Genomic DNA, 15,505 nt, shown 5'->3' with positions numbered 1-15,505 from the left:
TAGCAATTCAATCTATTGACACAATTACTTTCACAAATAATAGCTCACGCCGTACGATCGTGACAACGACTCGCGAAATACACGCTGTTATTCGCGTCTCGAGAAATCGCCGGCTGGACGGATTTCTTGCCGGTCAAAGCATCGCGACCACGCCACCGCCCGCAGCAAACGTAGAAGGGATCCCTTGTCATGTGTTCGATGACGCTCGCCCGCCCCCGACTGTCGGCCGCCCAGGTGACGGCCCCAATGACGCCCGAATTCGCCGAGATTTTGACGCCGCAGGCCCTGGAATTCGTGGCCCGGCTGCAACGCCGTTTCAACGGTCGTCGCCGGGAATTATTGGCCCGCCGCCGCCAGATGCAGGAGCGGATCGACGAGGGGTACTTGCCCGAGTTCCTGCCGCAGACACGCGGCATCCGCGACAGCGCGTGGCGCGTGGTGGACATTCCCGCTGACCTGCAAGATCGTCGGGTCGAGATCACAGGCCCGGTTGATCGGAAGATGGTGATCAACGCTCTCAACTCCGGCGCCCGGATGTACATGGCAGACTTCGAGGACTCGCACGCGCCGACGTGGGATGCCACGATCCAAGGGCAGATCAACCTGCGCGACGCGGTGCGCGGCACGATCGAACTGACGACGCCTGAGGGAAAGCAATATCGATTGAACCGCCAGACGGCCACGCTTTTGGTCCGCCCTCGCGGTTGGCACCTGGTCGAGAAGCACGTGCAGGTGGATGGGCAACCGGTATCGGCCTCGCTGTTTGATTTCGCGCTGTATGCGTATCACAACGCGGCGCAATTGCTCGAGAAAGGTTCCGGCCCGTATTTCTACCTGCCGAAGATGGAAAACCATCTCGAGGCGCGGCTGTGGAACGAGGTGTTCGTCGCGGTCGAGGACGAACTCGGCTTGCCTCGCAGCACGATCCGCGCGACGGTGCTGATCGAGACGATTCTGGCCGCCTTTGAAATGGACGAAATCCTGTGGGAGCTGCGCGAACACTGCGTCGGGCTGAATTGCGGCCGGTGGGATTACATCTTCAGCTTCATCAAGAAGTTTCGCCAGCGGGCTGATTTCGTGCTGCCGGATCGGGCCCTGGTGACGATGACCACGCACTTTTTACGCAGCTATTCGCAATTGCTGATCAAAACGTGCCACCGCCGTGGCGCTTTTGCTATGGGAGGCATGGCGGCTCAGATTCCGATCAAAGGAGACGCGGCCGCCAACGAAGTGGCACTTGAAAAAGTGCGCCAAGACAAGTTGCGTGAAGTGACCGATGGCCACGACGGTACCTGGGTCGCTCATCCGGCGCTAGTGCCGGTGGCGCTCGCGATTTTCGACGAGCATATGCCGACCCCCAATCAACTGCACGTGCGCCGTGACGACGTCCGGATCGAGGCCAGGGATTTGCTTGAAGTGCCGACAGGGCCGATCACCGAGGCCGGACTGCGGATCAACGTCAACGTCGGCCTGCTGTATCTCGAGTCGTGGCTGCGCGGCAACGGCTGCGTACCGATCTACAACCTGATGGAGGATGCCGCCACGGCCGAAATCTGCCGCACGCAGATCTGGCAATGGATTCGCCATCCGCAAGGCATGCTCGCCGACGGACGACGCGTGACGCTCGCGCTGTTCCAGGACGTGCTGAAAGAAGAACTCGACAAGATTCGCGCCACCGTCGGTGACGAGTCCTTTAACGCTGGGAAGTATCAGCGCGCCGCCGAGATTATGGACAGCATCGTAGCCAGCGATGAGTTCGTCGAGTTCCTTACGCTGCCAGCCTACGACGATCTGCCGTAGCGCTGACTAGCATCTTTCGTTTCTAAAGCTTGTTGAATATCGATTTTTCGCCGCATCGCAAACCTTGTAAAAGCCATTTTGGGGGAGACTGTGATGATTCGCCGTGCCTGTCCGTCGATCGGAGAGTTGAAGGAGCGTTGGGACGCCGACGCGCGCTGGGAAGGGATTTGCCGTGAATACACGGCCGAGGAAGTCGCGCGTCTTCGCGGCAGCGTACACGTCGAACACAGCCTGGCCCGCATCGGAGCCGAGCGGCTATGGGAGCTGCTGCAGAGCAAGCCGTACGTTCACGCGCTCGGGGCGCTCACCGGCAACCAGGCGATCGAAATGGCCGAAGCCGGGTTGCAGGCCATCTACCTCAGCGGTTGGCAAGTCGCGGCCGACGCGAACAATGCGGGCCAGATGTATCCGGATCAGAGCCTGTATCCTGCGGACAGCGTGCCGAACGTGGTGCGCAAGATTAACAACGCCCTGCGCCGTGCCGACCAGATTCAACATGCCGAAGGACGCAACGACAGGAACTACTTTCTGCCGATCGTGGCCGATGCCGAGGCCGGTTTCGGGGGCGCACTGAACGCCTTCGAATTGATGAAAGGGATGATCGAAGCGGGCGCCGCGGCGGTCCACTTCGAAGATCAATTGGCTAGCGAGAAGAAGTGTGGCCATCTCGGCGGAAAAGTGCTGGTGCCGACGTCACACTTCGTCCGCACGCTGACCACGGCCCGACTCGCGGCCGATATTCTCGACGTGCCGACGATCCTGATCGCACGCACCGACGCCGACGCCGCGCGATTGGTCACCAGCGATATCGACGCTCGCGACCGGCGATTCCTGACCGGTGAGCGCACGTCCGAAGGGTTTTACCGCATGACCGGCGGGCTGGAAGTCGCCATCGATCGGGCGATTTCCTACGCTCCGTACGCCGACCTGTTGTGGTGCGAAACCTCGCACCCCGATTTGGAAGAAGCCCGTACGTTCGCCGAAGCGGTGCATGAGCGCTTCCCCGGCAAGATGCTGGCTTACAACTGTTCGCCCAGCTTCAACTGGAAACGGAAGCTGGACGATGCGTCGATCGCTCGTTTCCAGCGCGAGTTGGGAGCGATGGGCTACAAATTTCAGTTCATCACGCTGGCGGGGTTTCACGCGTTGAACCTGTCGATGTACGAGCTGGCACGCGGCTATCGCGACCACGGCATGACGGCCTACGCCGCTCTCCAAGAGCGGGAGTTCGCCTGCGAAGCCGAAGGAGATTACCGCGCGACGAAACATCAACGATTCGTCGGCACCGGCTACTTCGACCAGGTGACGCAATGCGTGTCGCGCGGCGAGGCTTCGACCACGGCCCTCACTGGTTCGACCGAAGAAGCACAGTTCGACCCGGCTCACACAGGGGATAAAGCCGTCCAGAACACCGTGGCCTGTGCCGCCGAGGGGGCTGCCGCGGGAATCGCGCAGGATCGAAACAACATCTGGTCGACAGACTGAAGTCCTTGAAAAAATCGTTGTGACCGCCACACTGGCCTCAGGTGGCGCCCGATGCTTTGAGCGAGCCATCGGCGCCATCTGAGGCAGTTTCATTTCGCGTGGGGAGTTGCGAGGGCATTCTCATCGCGGTCATCAGCATGCTTATTCGCCTACGGCGAAAAAGTATGGCACCCACACCGCTTCTGAATCGCACGTTATGCCGGTTTCGGCGTCATGCGGCTGATGCGCACGTGATTGTCGAAGTGCGCGGTGACCAGCTGCACGCCGTCGCGGTGCAGGTCCATATCTCGGGCTGTGTTGGGGAGCTTGAAGCGGAAGAATTCCTTGTCCTGGTCCGATTTGAAGAACAGGAACAAGGGTTCGGTGCCGCCACAGCAGGTTACGAGATAGCCGTCCGGATGATAGACGATGCGCCAGGCGATCGATTTCGCGTCCGGGGCGTGCGTGATCCGTGGCTTCGCCGATTCCCAGTCGAATTCCATCACCAGCGGATCTTGCACGGCGCCCAGCGGATTGGTCGCCTTGTGCAATCCCGAGCAGGCCAGGCTTTTGCCATCCGGCGAGAGGGCCAGGCTGCGCACACCTCCGTAATGCACGGCCTGGCCATTTTCGTACGTGTGCAGTTCCTTGACGTCGAATGTCCGCACAAGCTTGCCGCTAGCGACCTCCCACTGATGCACTTGTCCCAGCAGGTCGCCGGATAGGAGCCATTGCCCCGTGGGGTGAAACAAGAGGCTGAAAACGTTCGCCGCGTGCCCGGGAAGTGTCAATACGGGCGCACCGTCCGCGGCGTTCCACAGCTTGACGAGATTGTCATTGCCGCAGGTCGCGATGCGCTGACCATCGGGGCTGACCGCCACGCCGCGCAGCCAGCCGGTGTGCGCTTCGATGGTGCGCAGCGGAGTCGGCGCGTCGGCCATCGCAGGCCAGAAGATCAATCGCCCTTCGTACCCGCCGGTGTACAGCGTCTGGCCATCGGGTGAAAAAGCCAAAGCCCGAACCCAGCTTTCGTGACCAGCTAGCGAGACGTTCGCGCCGCTCGAGACCTCCCAGCGCTGCACGGTGTTGTCCTGGGCGCTCGCGAACGCGAAGCGGCCTGTCGGATCGAAGCGGCACGAGATGAAGGGGCTCGTGTATTTCCACTCCGTCGCAACGTACGTCTGCGCGGGATCTGCTTTGGGGACCGGGTCGCTCATACCAGCAGTTCCTTGATGGCGCCGGCCGCCGGATCGGCCATCGGCATCGACCGGCCGCCAACGTCGAAGCTATCCGTGGGATCCAGCCCGACCGCCGACAGGTACGTGTGGAACAATTGGGCGTGATCGACCTGATGTTCGATGACTTCGGTGCCATTGGCGTTGGTCTTGCCGAAGGCGCCGCCACGCTGCACGCCGCAGCCGCCTAGCAGAACGCTCCAAGCGGCGGACCAGTGATCGCGACCGTAGAAATGATTGATCCGCGGTGTGCGCCCAAATTCGGCCATCACCACGATCAACGTACTGTCGAGCATCCCACGGTCAGCCAGGTCGGCCACGAGGGCCGCGAACGAGCGGTCAAACTCGCCAAGCTGTTCGAGATGGAAATCGAAGTTTTCGTTGTGCGTGTCGTAGTTCGAGTGGGTGACCTGCACGAACGTCGCACCGCCGGAGAGTAGCCGCCGCGCGAGCAGGCAATGCCGCCCGAGATCGTACGTGCCGTAACGTTCGAGATCCGCGGCGGGCTCCTTGCTCACATCGAACAGATCGCGCTCGCCCATCAGGCGCTGTGCTTGTTCATAACTGTAGGTGTAGGCGTCGGTCAGCGCCGTGCGGCGCCGCGACAAGAAACGTTCGTCAGCCTGACGGCGGAGCAAATTGCGTTGCTCGTCGGCGGTGAGCGACAGCGATCCATCGCGGGCGCTATCGGCCGGCGGGTTGCCGTTGCCCAGCACGATACTGGCATAACGCGGGCCAAGATAAGCGGCGTCGTCCGCGCGTCCACCGCCACCTCCAGGCGTGATGCGAATATGGCCAGGTATGGCTGCATCGTTCGGGGTGAGTGCTTTGGCCGTGACCGCGCCCAGCGTGGGGTAATCGGCGGCCGGTGTTTGCCGACGGCCGGTCGTCATCATGTACCCACCCTTACCGTGATCGTCTTCCTTGGTGTTCACACCGCGCACGATCATCAGATGCTGCATTTGCTTGGCGATGTTCGGCAGCAATTCCGAAATGTGTACGCCGGGCACCGACGTGGGAATCGCGCGGAAGGGGCCGCCCGTATCCGTGCTGGGCTTGGGATCCCAACTTTCCAATTGGCTTAGCCCGCCCGCCATGTAAAAGCAGAGGATTCGCTTTTGATCTTTCGCGAGCTGCGCCGCCGCGGCCGGTTGGACCAGGCTCCCCAGACCGCCGAGCGTTCCGCTACCCACGGCCAAGACGCCGCTGCCGGCGACCAGTTGTCCGAGAAATCGCCGCCGGGCGAGCAAGTGCTCGGGCGAGTGGCAAGCGTAGTCGCAGCGCATCGAGGAGTCCTCCCTCTTTAATGATTGAAGCGGAACTCGGCCGAGCAAAACAGTGCCCAGGCGAGTTCTCCTACGGCGGCGGCGCGATCAGCGTCGCGACCGGCAAGGTAAGTCGCGACCGCGGCCGTTTCCTGATCCGTGGGCGCGCGGGAAAGCACGGTGAGATACAGTTCGGCAGTCGCTTCCTGCGGATTGGCCAGTTTAACGACGCGATCGGTGAGACTGCCTTCGACCGGTGCGAGCCACGAACGAACTTCACCGCCGTTGGCCAGGAACAGGGCCTGGTCGACCGTGGCCTGGAAGGCTTGTTGCGGCTGACCCGGCCCCGCGGCGAAACGCGCCACGAAGGATTGCACGGACCCTTTGAGCTTGTCACTCAGTGCGCGGTCAAGATCGCGCGGTCGCGCGGCCTGTGCCGCGTCGTCTGGCGTGGGATGATTCTTGTTCCACTCGGCCTCGACCGCGGCCCGTTCGCGATCGGCCACGCCCGAGGCTTGTAACATGCTCCAAGCTAGTTGCTCAGGCGTGAGTGGCTTCAGCACGGCGACGGCGCATCGGGCGCCGCTACGATCGATCACTTTACGACGTGCCGTGTCGACCGTACCCAATTCAGCGTCCAGTTGTTGCTTTGCCGTAGCGGACGCCAGCTCGAATGGCTGGGCTTGCTCGACGAGTTTTGCACGTGCTTCGGCGGTCGCGGTAACGGCCGACTGCGCGGCGGTGAGTTGGTCGACCATGGTCTTGCCGACGGCCTCGCGCTCGGCAACCTGGGCGTCGGCCATTTTCAAGCCCGCCGCCAGTTCATTGGCTTTGCCTTGCAGTGACTGTGCGGCCAGCGCCAGCTCTGCGGAGTCGGGGAGCTTTTGTTGCGCGATCTGGGTCTTGGCTGCCGCCTCGGCCACGGCATCATAGGTCGCTTGGCGATCGGATTTTTGCTTGCGAGCGTCTTCGGTGGCCGAGTTTGCCGCAGTGGCCGCTTGCTGGGCGCCGGCCAGTGCCTGGTTCGCGCGATCGATTTCACCTTGATGGTTGGCAATCGCTTGTCGCGCTGTAGCCACATCGGCGTCGGCCTTTACGACGGACGCGCGCGCGGCTTCCACCGTTGTTTGCGAACGGGCCAAATCGACCACGGCCTTGGCGTCGTCAATCTTGCTGACAATCGTGGTGAGTGTCGCACTATCGGCGCGCGACTGATTGTCGGCCATCTTGGCTTGGACGGTTAACTCCGTGACCCGCGCCTGCAAGGGAGCGAATTTCTCGGTGGTTGCGGCCAGCGTCTGGTCGGCGGCCGCGAGCGCCTCGGATGTGGCTTTTACTGCCGCCGGGCCGTCGGCCACGGCCTTGGTGAGCGTCACGACCTCGGTCGCAAGATGCTCGGAGCGGGCTTTCAATTTCGCGGCCGCGTCGGCCAACTCTTTGTCGTCCGCGAGTTTTTGCGCGGCTGCGGCCGTTTTTGCGTTTGCTTCGCCGACGAGCGCGGCGGCCTCTTGCCGGGCGGGGAGCGAATTTTGCGCGGCGGTGAAAGTCGCCACGGCCGCCTCGGCGTTTTTCTTGGCCTCGGCCGCTGTAGTACGTGATTTCGCAAGCTCGTCCGCCACGGGCGCTGCGGCAGTGCGGGCTGCGGCGAATTCGACGCCGATTTTGCCGGCTTTGTCTTGCGAGGCTTCGTACACCGCAGCTCGCGCGGCGCGATCAGCCTCCCAGGCCGACAGTTGTGGTTCGAGCGTTTGGGCCTGCGCCGGCAGTTCAGCCGCGAGATCGATCGAACGGGCGTAGGTGCGTGTGCGCGCCAACTCGGCCAGCATGGCGCGAAGGTCGTATTTCATCGCCGGCAGCGATTCGGCCAGGAGAGCGAGCGCGGCCGGATGCGAAGGAGCGTTGCCTTCGTGATCGAGATCCACAGGATCGACCAGCCCGCGACCAAGCAGTAGAGCCCAGAGCCGGTTGGCGATCGTGCGATCGAAGTGAGGATTCCGCTTGGCTGTCAACTGCTCGGGAAGTTGAGCGCGACGACTGTATTTTGGTACGGGTCGCACGTTGTCGGCCGGGGCGACGGTGTATTCCTCCCCCTTGTTGAAGCTCGGTTCGGGGACCGGCTCACCTGCGGGCAATTGTGGCAGGGCCGTTCCCTTGCGCGTGGCGTCGAAGACCGAGACATACGCGACGTCTCCGTCGGCCTTCTCGGCGAGGAAGACCTTCTTGTCCTTGTCAGTGAACAGGATGCTGCGATTGAAGAAGGCGTACAGGCCTTGATAGTCGGCCTGGTAGTAGTCAGCAATCAGCGGATGATCGTGACACTGGGCACATTGCAGGTCCATGCCCAGGAAGATACGGCCGACGTCGCGCGTCAGCAGATTCGGTTCACCTTCGCGATCGAGATAAAACCGCGCCTGAGCACGGGCGGCCGGATCGACGCCGTCGGCCGACAGAATCTCGCGAACGAGCTGGTCGTATGGTTTGTTCGCCGCGAACGATTCGTACAAATACTTCTGCCACTCGGCGATCGGCACATTCTTTTCGGGCCGGCGCTCCATCAGCATCACGTCGAAGACGTTCGTTATGTGCCGCGCATACTCGGGGCTGGCCAGCAGGCGATCGACAAGTACGGAACGCTTCTCGGGCGAAGCATCGGCCGCGAACGCGCGCACTTCGCTGACCGACGGAACACGCCCAACGAGATCGAGCGTGACGCGACGCAGAAATTCGGCATCGTTGGCCAGCGGCGCCAGCGGAATGACCTGATCGGCCTCGATCAGGCGGTCGATCCGTTCGTGCAGCGACTCATCGGCAATCACGCGCGCCGCGGGCAATGTGCTGACGACGCAAGCGAGCGCAGCCACCAGCAGGGCAGCCGGGGCTACCGAGCGGGGCGCTTCGTATTGGGCTCGACCCGTGGAGTGGGGCATGCGAACTCCTCGGTAACGGGCGGACCACCGAGCATTCTTACTCGGCAGGGGGCGCTGGCCGGTGAAACGTGTGCGAGACGATCGTGGCCGGGCAGTAATCGGGCGGGGCCTGCAAAGTTGCAGGGTGTTATGTATTGGGATGGAGTTTGTTGGTGTGAGTTAGGGCAGGGGGCGTGCCTGCAACTTAACGCATCAGCAAGCCCGCATGAGTATCCCAGAAGGACCGGCCGGATTGCAAGCAAAAAGCCAGTTCGTGATGGTGCGCATCTACCGCGTGTAGGCAAAAGTACCCGGTTTGTCCGTGGTTTTCGCGGAAAGCCGTTAGCAAAAAGAGAAGGCCCACGCCGCGGCAGTCAGGGAGCGCCGCGGCGCGGGCCAAGCGGGGGTTCACTGATAGGCCGGCACCGGCACGCCCTCTTCGCGTGTAAGTAGACAGCGAATGGCGCGGAAGTCGATTCCTTCGGTGATGAAGGAGACGCTGCCGTCGCACAGCAGCACATTCGCGCCGCCCGGATGTTGGCTGAAAATCTCGCCGTTCGGACCGCAATCGCCGTTTTTCCAGGGGCAGTCGCTCGGACCACCGGTCGGCGAGCTGTTGTTGTTGACGAAGCTTTTCAGTGCGCCGGCCTTGCCATTGGAGGGACCGGAGATATTAATCGCCTTGTCTGGCTCAGCCCAACGATTCGTCGCGCGGCCGGTAATCTGACCGAGAATCGGATCGGTGATGATCGGATCTGCGCTATTGCCAGCCGCGATCGTCGGATCGGCACCGCCGGCGCCGACGTTGGGGTAAAGCGTGGGAAAGTTGATCGGGTTGTCTTCGGCCATGACGATGGTTTGGCTCGTACCGTCGGTGATCTGCGCCATGCGAACCGATCCGACGCCGAGCGCCCCCGCGGCCTGCATGGTGTTGTTGGGCACGCCTGTCGTGGGATCGATCGAAGTGCCCACCGTCGGAGCATAGTCCGCCTGACCGTAACCCTGCGGATCCTCCTCGTAGAGCCCATTCGACGGGCAGATAAACGAGGGGGGCTGCACGCGCGCCGCGGTTTGATTCGTTATTGCTCGCTTGTCGTTGTAAGCGAGCATCAAGTTCATCAGGTCCGCCACCTGCGTGAACTCCATGTACGGCATGATGTAGGCAAAGGTCCCTTGCACGTCCCAAGTGGACGTATAAGTCGCGGGGTTGCCTGGCACAGTCTTCGACCCTTGTCCGCCGGTGGGGAGGACGCCGCGGGCCGATTCGAAGTTCTGCAGGGCCAGGCCAAGCTGCTTCAGGTTGTTCTTGCATTGCGAGCGGCGGGCGGATTCGCGGGCCATTTGCACGGCTGGCAGCAAGAGCGCGATCAGAATCCCGATGATCGCGATCACCACCAACAACTCGACGAGTGTGAAACCGCGTGACGAACGTTTCTGTGTCGGCGTCCGCATGAGTGTCTCCTCCGATATCTGGGTAAAAATCGGCGGAGGGGGTGACCCGCGCGCACCGCGATCCGAGGCGGGCGTCACGAGTCGAGCAACATTGCCCGACGGGCGGTACGCACCGTCATCCGGAAACGAAACGCGCGAAGTCGACTGCATCCACGCAAGGTATGCAGCTTCCTCCGCTGGCAAGTTCCGGCTGGTCTGGCGACCGGCCGGTGTCGGACCGACTCGCGGGTTTCCTGGAGGGCAGGGCCGGAGTCAGTTCTCGGGGCAGGTGACGCTCTTTGCAGAGCGCCGTACTTCAGGTGGGTGAATTACTCGCGTGTGATTAAGGTGCTCAAAACAGCAACATATCAACACATCAGCAATCGTGTATGAGTGATACAAAGTGGCCGGTCCGATTGCAAGCAAAAAGCCGGCCAAAGGTGGCCTTGCACCGCTCATGTATCGCCACATCTCATTGATTGACAATGGGTTGCAAGCTGCCGAGAGGTGGCGGAAAGTTTTCGCCAGCGAGGTGTCCGCCGCTTAGTTCGCGTCGTCCCACGGTTGGGCCAACGTCGGCGGATTGGCATATCGCTGAGTCTTAAGGTCGATGCGCGTGCCGCAGCCCGGTTGCAGGCGTACGAGCACGAGCGGGCCATCGATCGCGGTATCCCGGTCGGCGATCTTTGCCGTCTCGAAGCTGTGCTCGCCGTAAGCGCCCGCCTGCATGACGACTGAGTGCGAGGCAAGCGGGTCGATATTCACGAGCGTCACGGTCGCAGCGTCGGCCGAGAGCTTTTCGACGAGGGCGGCCACACCGTTGGGCAGTCCAGCGCGATGCGTGTCAGGATCGAAATAGCGCACCCGAGCGTGTAGCGGCGATGCCACGTGACCCGGATAGAGTCCGCCGGTGGTCAAATTGACGAGTGACGGCACAATGGCCGGGCTGAAACCGAGCGGATCGTCGGCCAGCCGAGTGTCGGGCGTCGTCTTGTCGTTGCGGATCGAGACGATCCGGGCACGCAGCGTTTCCAGGTCAGCCCGCAGAGCCGTGGCAGGGTAGCCAGGATCCTTGCCGGCGAGAAAGGCTTGCCAACCGCCGGTCGCGATTCGCTCTTGATCGTCCGGCTTCATCGACCAATAGGCCACGTCCTGCGCACCTTGGCTGTACTTCGCCGGCGCGAAGGCGTACCAACCCTGGTCGCCACACATTTGCGGATATTCTGTGACGCCCTTTTCGACGCGGGCGTGTGAGTTCACAGCCTCGATTTGCTGGCGCCAGGCGTCTGCATAACGCGGGTTGCCAGAGAGCAGTGTGGCATTGCCAAAGCCGACGAGGCCGAAATGGTGCGTGTTGCGATTCGCCAGCGCGCCTGTCTGTGGCGTGACGACCGTAAAGCCCCAACCGTACACGCCCCCGTACCAGCGTCCCCCGCACTCGCCACCGATCGAACCGTCGAGTCCGATGTTGGTGGGAATGATTCCGTCGTTGGATCGCATGCGGCCGACCCAGGCGTCGACATATTCGAGAACCCAGTCGCGGTATTTCGGTTCGTGGCCGAGCATAAAGGCCGTGGTTGCCAGGCTCGTAGCGCAGAGATTTTGCGGGTGGTCGCCGACGATGTCGTTGTAGTCCTTGAAATGGGCGAGCATTTCGGCGTAGCTGCGCTCGCCATGTTGCGGCGAGAACCGTCCCTCGACCTCGATGGGATCGCCGGCCCAATCCAGTGCGGTGGCCTTGCGCAATAAGGGGCCACGGCTGCCGTTGAACAGGCTGCGAATGATCTTATGCTGCGGATCGTAATTCGTGACGCCGGGCTCTTCGCCCAAATAGAATCCAGCAAAGCGGCGAATGCGGCGCGCGAAGGCCGGGTCGTGCGGATCGGCCAACGCCGAGTTGATAAATGCAGTCAGCCCTTCGGCGTGGTGCAGCCAATCGAGCGAGACGGGAAACTCCTTGTAATACATCCCTTCCCGCGCCATTTCGACGTCGACCGTCCGCGCCGCGGTGTATTGCCGGAGATGCCCTTCCCACGCATTCTTGTACAGATCGAGCACGCGCGGCGAGCCCCCCAGCGCATACAGCAGCGGCCAATCGGCCAGGCATTCGATGGCATCGTCTGGCCCGTCATCGCCTCCCCACCGCTCGACACATTCCAGATAGCCGCGATCGTCGAAATAACGTGCGAAGTACAGATCGCATGCTGTGCTCGTCGCACGCAGAAGCTCGCGCTCGAGAAGCGCCCAGTCGGGCGGGGGAAGCGGAGTGGCGACGTCGAGAATGGGGATCGCCGAACGGTCGGCAGCCGTTACGGAATTACGCTCGACGAGAATCAGGGCCGCGATGAAGAGCACGACCAATAGAAGCGGGCCGTTGAAAGACAGTACGGTCCAATCATTGCCCGATTGCGGCGTGCTGATCATTGTTTCCTCGGAAAGTACAAGTCGACCTGGTCGTGCATTGTGTACATGCGAAAGTGATCGCCGTCGGGAACCAGGATGCCGCTCGACTTGTTGTCCTTCACGAGCGGATTGTTGTGATACTTGTGCCATTGGCGCAAATCGTCCGAAACGGCGACGCAGGTCGACCACTTGCCTGGCTCGGCATCCCCCATGGCGTGGTAGTAGCCGTAGTAGCGTCCCTTGTATTTCACGATCTGGTTGAGCGCGATCATACGATTGTCGTAATCGCTGGGGCCCGGCATGATCACCGGCTCGTCCTGCACATTGGTCCACGTGAGCAGGTCGCGCGAGCGCGCGATCCAGACGCCCAGATCCATCTTTTCGTAGAACAAATACCACTGGCCGTCCTCGTACCAGCCGACCGGTGTGCCATAGATGCCGCTGGCCTTGATACCCGATCGATTCTGGAACGTGAGCGACCCGGGACGGGTCCACTTGATGCCGTCGGCCGAGGTGAGCAAATGAGGCTCATCTTGCAGGCGCCCCGCGAAGGGGTACGCCCGGCCGAAACGAAAGCCTTCGGCGAACATATAGAAAGTTCCCCCCTGCTTGACGACCATCATGTCCTCGGTCCAGTGTTGGTCGTAGATCGGGTTCTTCGGGTAGCGGGTCCAGGCGATTCCATCGTCGCTGGTGGCGAGCCCGAGCGATTTGAACCCGGTGCGTTGACCGTTGTAGCCGGTGTACCACATCAGGTACTTGTCGCCGTCGCGCAGGATCCAGCCACGTTCGCGGATTTTTACGTCCCAGTTGCCCGGCCCGGCGGCGGTGAAGACGGGATTCTTTTCATAGGGAACCCAATCGACCATGATCGCGGGAAAATGGCGCGAGGCCATTTTTTCCTGGGCAGGGGCCGCCCGGCACAGGGCAAAACCGAGAAGCAGCGAACCGACAATCGATGCGAGCAGGAGGGATCGGCTGCGGGAAAGGAGCGATTGAGCCAGTGGCAAAGGCATGCGTTTCTCGTTGCGTTGCGTAAGGTCGGTGAAGCGTTAACGGCGACTGTATTGCCCAAAGCTTACCCGGCGCTATCGTAACAACCGGCGCGCGGATGTGCAGCAGCCGGCAGAAGGGACAGCAGAAGAACCGCAACATCTGTGGTCGGGGGCTGCGACCCAAGCGCGCATAACATGATGCAATTACCGGGTGCCTTTCACAGCAATAGTAAGGCATTCGAGCCCCGTAAGGGGCGACAGCGTGTAGCCGTGCGGCGTGAGCCCACGGAAAACGTTCAGCGCTTATACCCGTCGTAAGCCCCGCGAGGGGCGACAGCGAATTGTCGGGGGACGATCGCTGTCGCCCCTTGCGGGGCTTTAATTGCGCTGCGAAACGGTTAACCGTGGGCTTGCGCCACACGGCTACACTATGCCGCCCCTGCAGGGCTAGAGCAGCGTTTTCAAGACTACTTCGATGCTCAATGGCGCCGCGTCATGTTATGCGCGGTGAGTGCATAGCGTGGTCGAGGCCAGCTAGAGAAACGCCCCGGCATCGCAGAAGCCGGCTGCAGAAACGCGAGGCGCGGATCTGCCGAAAATGCGGTTGCCAAAACTATTCGGCCGGCTTGCGTTTGCGTTTTCGCTCGCGCCCGAGCGCGATGGCATAGGCCGTGGCGTGACTGCGGCAGTGCGAGATCGAAACCAAGATTTTGCGGATCCCCAGCAACTCGACCGCTTCACGCGCTCCGCCGCGCATGCCAACTACGGGGCGGCCGGACTTGTCGTTACGCACCTCGACGTCGCGCCAACTAATGCCGCGCCGCCAGCCGGTGCCGATCGCCTTGAGGATGGCTTCCTTAGCGGCCCAGCGACCGGCGTAATGTTGCGTCGAGGCCTTGCGGCTTTGGCAGTAGCCGATCTCGAGCGGCGTATAGACGCGATTGATGAACAGATCGCCGTGCCGCTCGATCATTTGCGCGATTCGCAGGCATTCGACAATGTCGGTGCCGATGCCGACGATGTTTCGAGGCAGGTTGTCGTCGTTGCTCACTATCCGTTCCGTGTCCGGGGCGATCGATGTCCGAGTTGGCCGGCCTGCATGGTTGTCAAAAATCCGCGAACTTCCCTGGCCAGATCGTGGGCTCGCGGCCGCACCTTAATGGATCAAAGAATTGACTCTGGCCAGTGCGGATCGATCGAGCCAGGCGAATTCGCGGCGCCCAGGGGCACCTTTCCATAATAGCGTACAACCGGCCGGCTCGCAGCCGCCACGGCAGGTGCGGATTTCGTATTGGGCTGTTTCGGATGGAGAGTTCGCACAGCCGAGACAATCACCAACGGCTGCTGCCACTTCTGCATCCAGTCGCCCGTGGCGCGTCAGCCGATACCAACTACCGCAGCGGTCGCAATACGATTGCCGCAGGGCGATCGCGGTGACGATCGTGGCCGTCGAGATCGTGACCAGCGCGTTGGCAATCCAAAACAGCCAGACGCCACGCGGACGCAGCGTGGCGCCGGCAAGCGTCATGCCATGGTTCGCCGAGTCACGCATGAATTCCACGAAGCCGGCGTTGCGCGAATTGAGGCGGTCCTGAAGCTCGGGAAACGCATGCGCGGCAAGCGCGGTGGTCGCCGAAGATTCGACCGCGCGCGCCGAGAGATAGCTTGCATAATGCTGCCCGAGCGCCAGGATAGCGCCGGCCAACAACGTGCCGGCCAGCACGCTTGATCGATGGGCCGTGTCAGTGACACGCGCCACGAGGATGACGACGCCACCCAGCGCCAATCCTAACGCCGTGGGGAAGACGACGAGCGGTGCAAAGTAGGCCGCGGCCTCAACGGCCAACCAGGAGAGAACGATTGCCGATCCGATGGCAGCCGTCAGCCAGATTGCGAACCGCACGGGCCGAAAACGGCGAGATACCGGCGGGGTGATTGGATTAGCAGTTGAGCCAGGTTGCGCGCATTCCATGCCCGCAATCGTAGCCGAGCGCGGGGTAGAACCT

At 62.0% G+C, this 15,505-nt stretch carries 10 protein-coding genes; 2 read left to right on the top strand and 8 right to left on the bottom strand.

Going from position 1 to position 15,505, the window contains the following annotated elements:
* Positions 1 to 189: 189 nt before the first annotated feature.
* Positions 190 to 1,800 carry a malate synthase A gene (gene aceB / locus VGN12_03880; GenBank protein ID HEY4308572.1) on the top strand — a complete coding sequence of 537 codons (1,611 nt, stop codon included), beginning with the start codon at positions 190 to 192 and terminating at the stop codon, positions 1,798 to 1,800.
* 93 nt (positions 1,801 to 1,893) lie between these two features.
* The gene (aceA, locus tag VGN12_03875) at positions 1,894 to 3,285 is read left to right on the top strand and encodes an isocitrate lyase (GenBank protein ID HEY4308571.1); all 1,392 of its coding nucleotides are present in this window, start codon (positions 1,894 to 1,896) and stop codon (positions 3,283 to 3,285) included.
* Positions 3,286 to 3,479: 194 nt separating this feature from the next.
* Here aceA and VGN12_03870 read toward each other — a convergent pair whose 3' ends face one another.
* The 8 genes from VGN12_03870 to VGN12_03835 all read right to left on the bottom strand — a co-directional run bounded on the left by VGN12_03870 (position 3,480) and on the right by VGN12_03835 (position 15,402).
* The gene (locus tag VGN12_03870) at positions 3,480 to 4,481 is read right to left on the bottom strand and encodes a WD40 repeat domain-containing protein (protein ID HEY4308570.1); all 1,002 of its coding nucleotides are present in this window, start codon (positions 4,479 to 4,481) and stop codon (positions 3,480 to 3,482) included.
* Positions 4,478 to 5,785, bottom strand: a complete 1,308-nt coding sequence (locus tag VGN12_03865) for a DUF1501 domain-containing protein (GenBank protein ID HEY4308569.1) — start codon at positions 5,783 to 5,785, stop codon at positions 4,478 to 4,480. The genes VGN12_03870 and VGN12_03865 overlap by 4 nt, the downstream gene beginning before the upstream one ends.
* A gap of 17 nt (positions 5,786 to 5,802) precedes the next feature.
* Complete coding sequence (locus VGN12_03860) at positions 5,803 to 8,691, bottom strand: DUF1549 domain-containing protein (protein HEY4308568.1); 2,889 nt, start codon at positions 8,689 to 8,691, stop codon at positions 5,803 to 5,805.
* A gap of 387 nt (positions 8,692 to 9,078) precedes the next feature.
* Positions 9,079 to 10,122: a DUF1559 domain-containing protein gene (locus VGN12_03855; protein ID HEY4308567.1), complete on the bottom strand. Its 1,044-nt coding sequence runs from the start codon at positions 10,120 to 10,122 to the stop codon at positions 9,079 to 9,081.
* 522 nt (positions 10,123 to 10,644) lie between these two features.
* Positions 10,645 to 12,525 (bottom strand): hypothetical protein, encoded by a 1,881-nt coding sequence (locus VGN12_03850; protein HEY4308566.1) that lies wholly within the window; start codon positions 12,523 to 12,525, stop codon positions 10,645 to 10,647.
* A complete protein-coding gene (locus VGN12_03845) occupies positions 12,522 to 13,520 on the bottom strand; it encodes a hypothetical protein (protein ID HEY4308565.1) in 999 nt (332 codons plus the stop codon). The genes VGN12_03850 and VGN12_03845 overlap by 4 nt, the downstream gene beginning before the upstream one ends.
* A gap of 592 nt (positions 13,521 to 14,112) precedes the next feature.
* On the bottom strand, positions 14,113 to 14,550 hold the full coding sequence (gene acpS / locus VGN12_03840; GenBank protein ID HEY4308564.1) for a holo-ACP synthase: 438 nt from the start codon (positions 14,548 to 14,550) through the stop codon (positions 14,113 to 14,115).
* Between the two features lie 105 nt (positions 14,551 to 14,655).
* Positions 14,656 to 15,402: a hypothetical protein gene (locus VGN12_03835; protein HEY4308563.1), complete on the bottom strand. Its 747-nt coding sequence runs from the start codon at positions 15,400 to 15,402 to the stop codon at positions 14,656 to 14,658.
* Between the last annotated feature and the right edge of the window lie 103 nt (positions 15,403 to 15,505).

It is taken from the genome of Pirellulales bacterium, from assembly GCA_036499395.1.
Taxonomy (GTDB): domain Bacteria; phylum Planctomycetota; class Planctomycetia; order Pirellulales; family JACPPG01; genus JACPPG01.
This window is presented reverse-complemented; position numbering and strand designations above follow the sequence as displayed.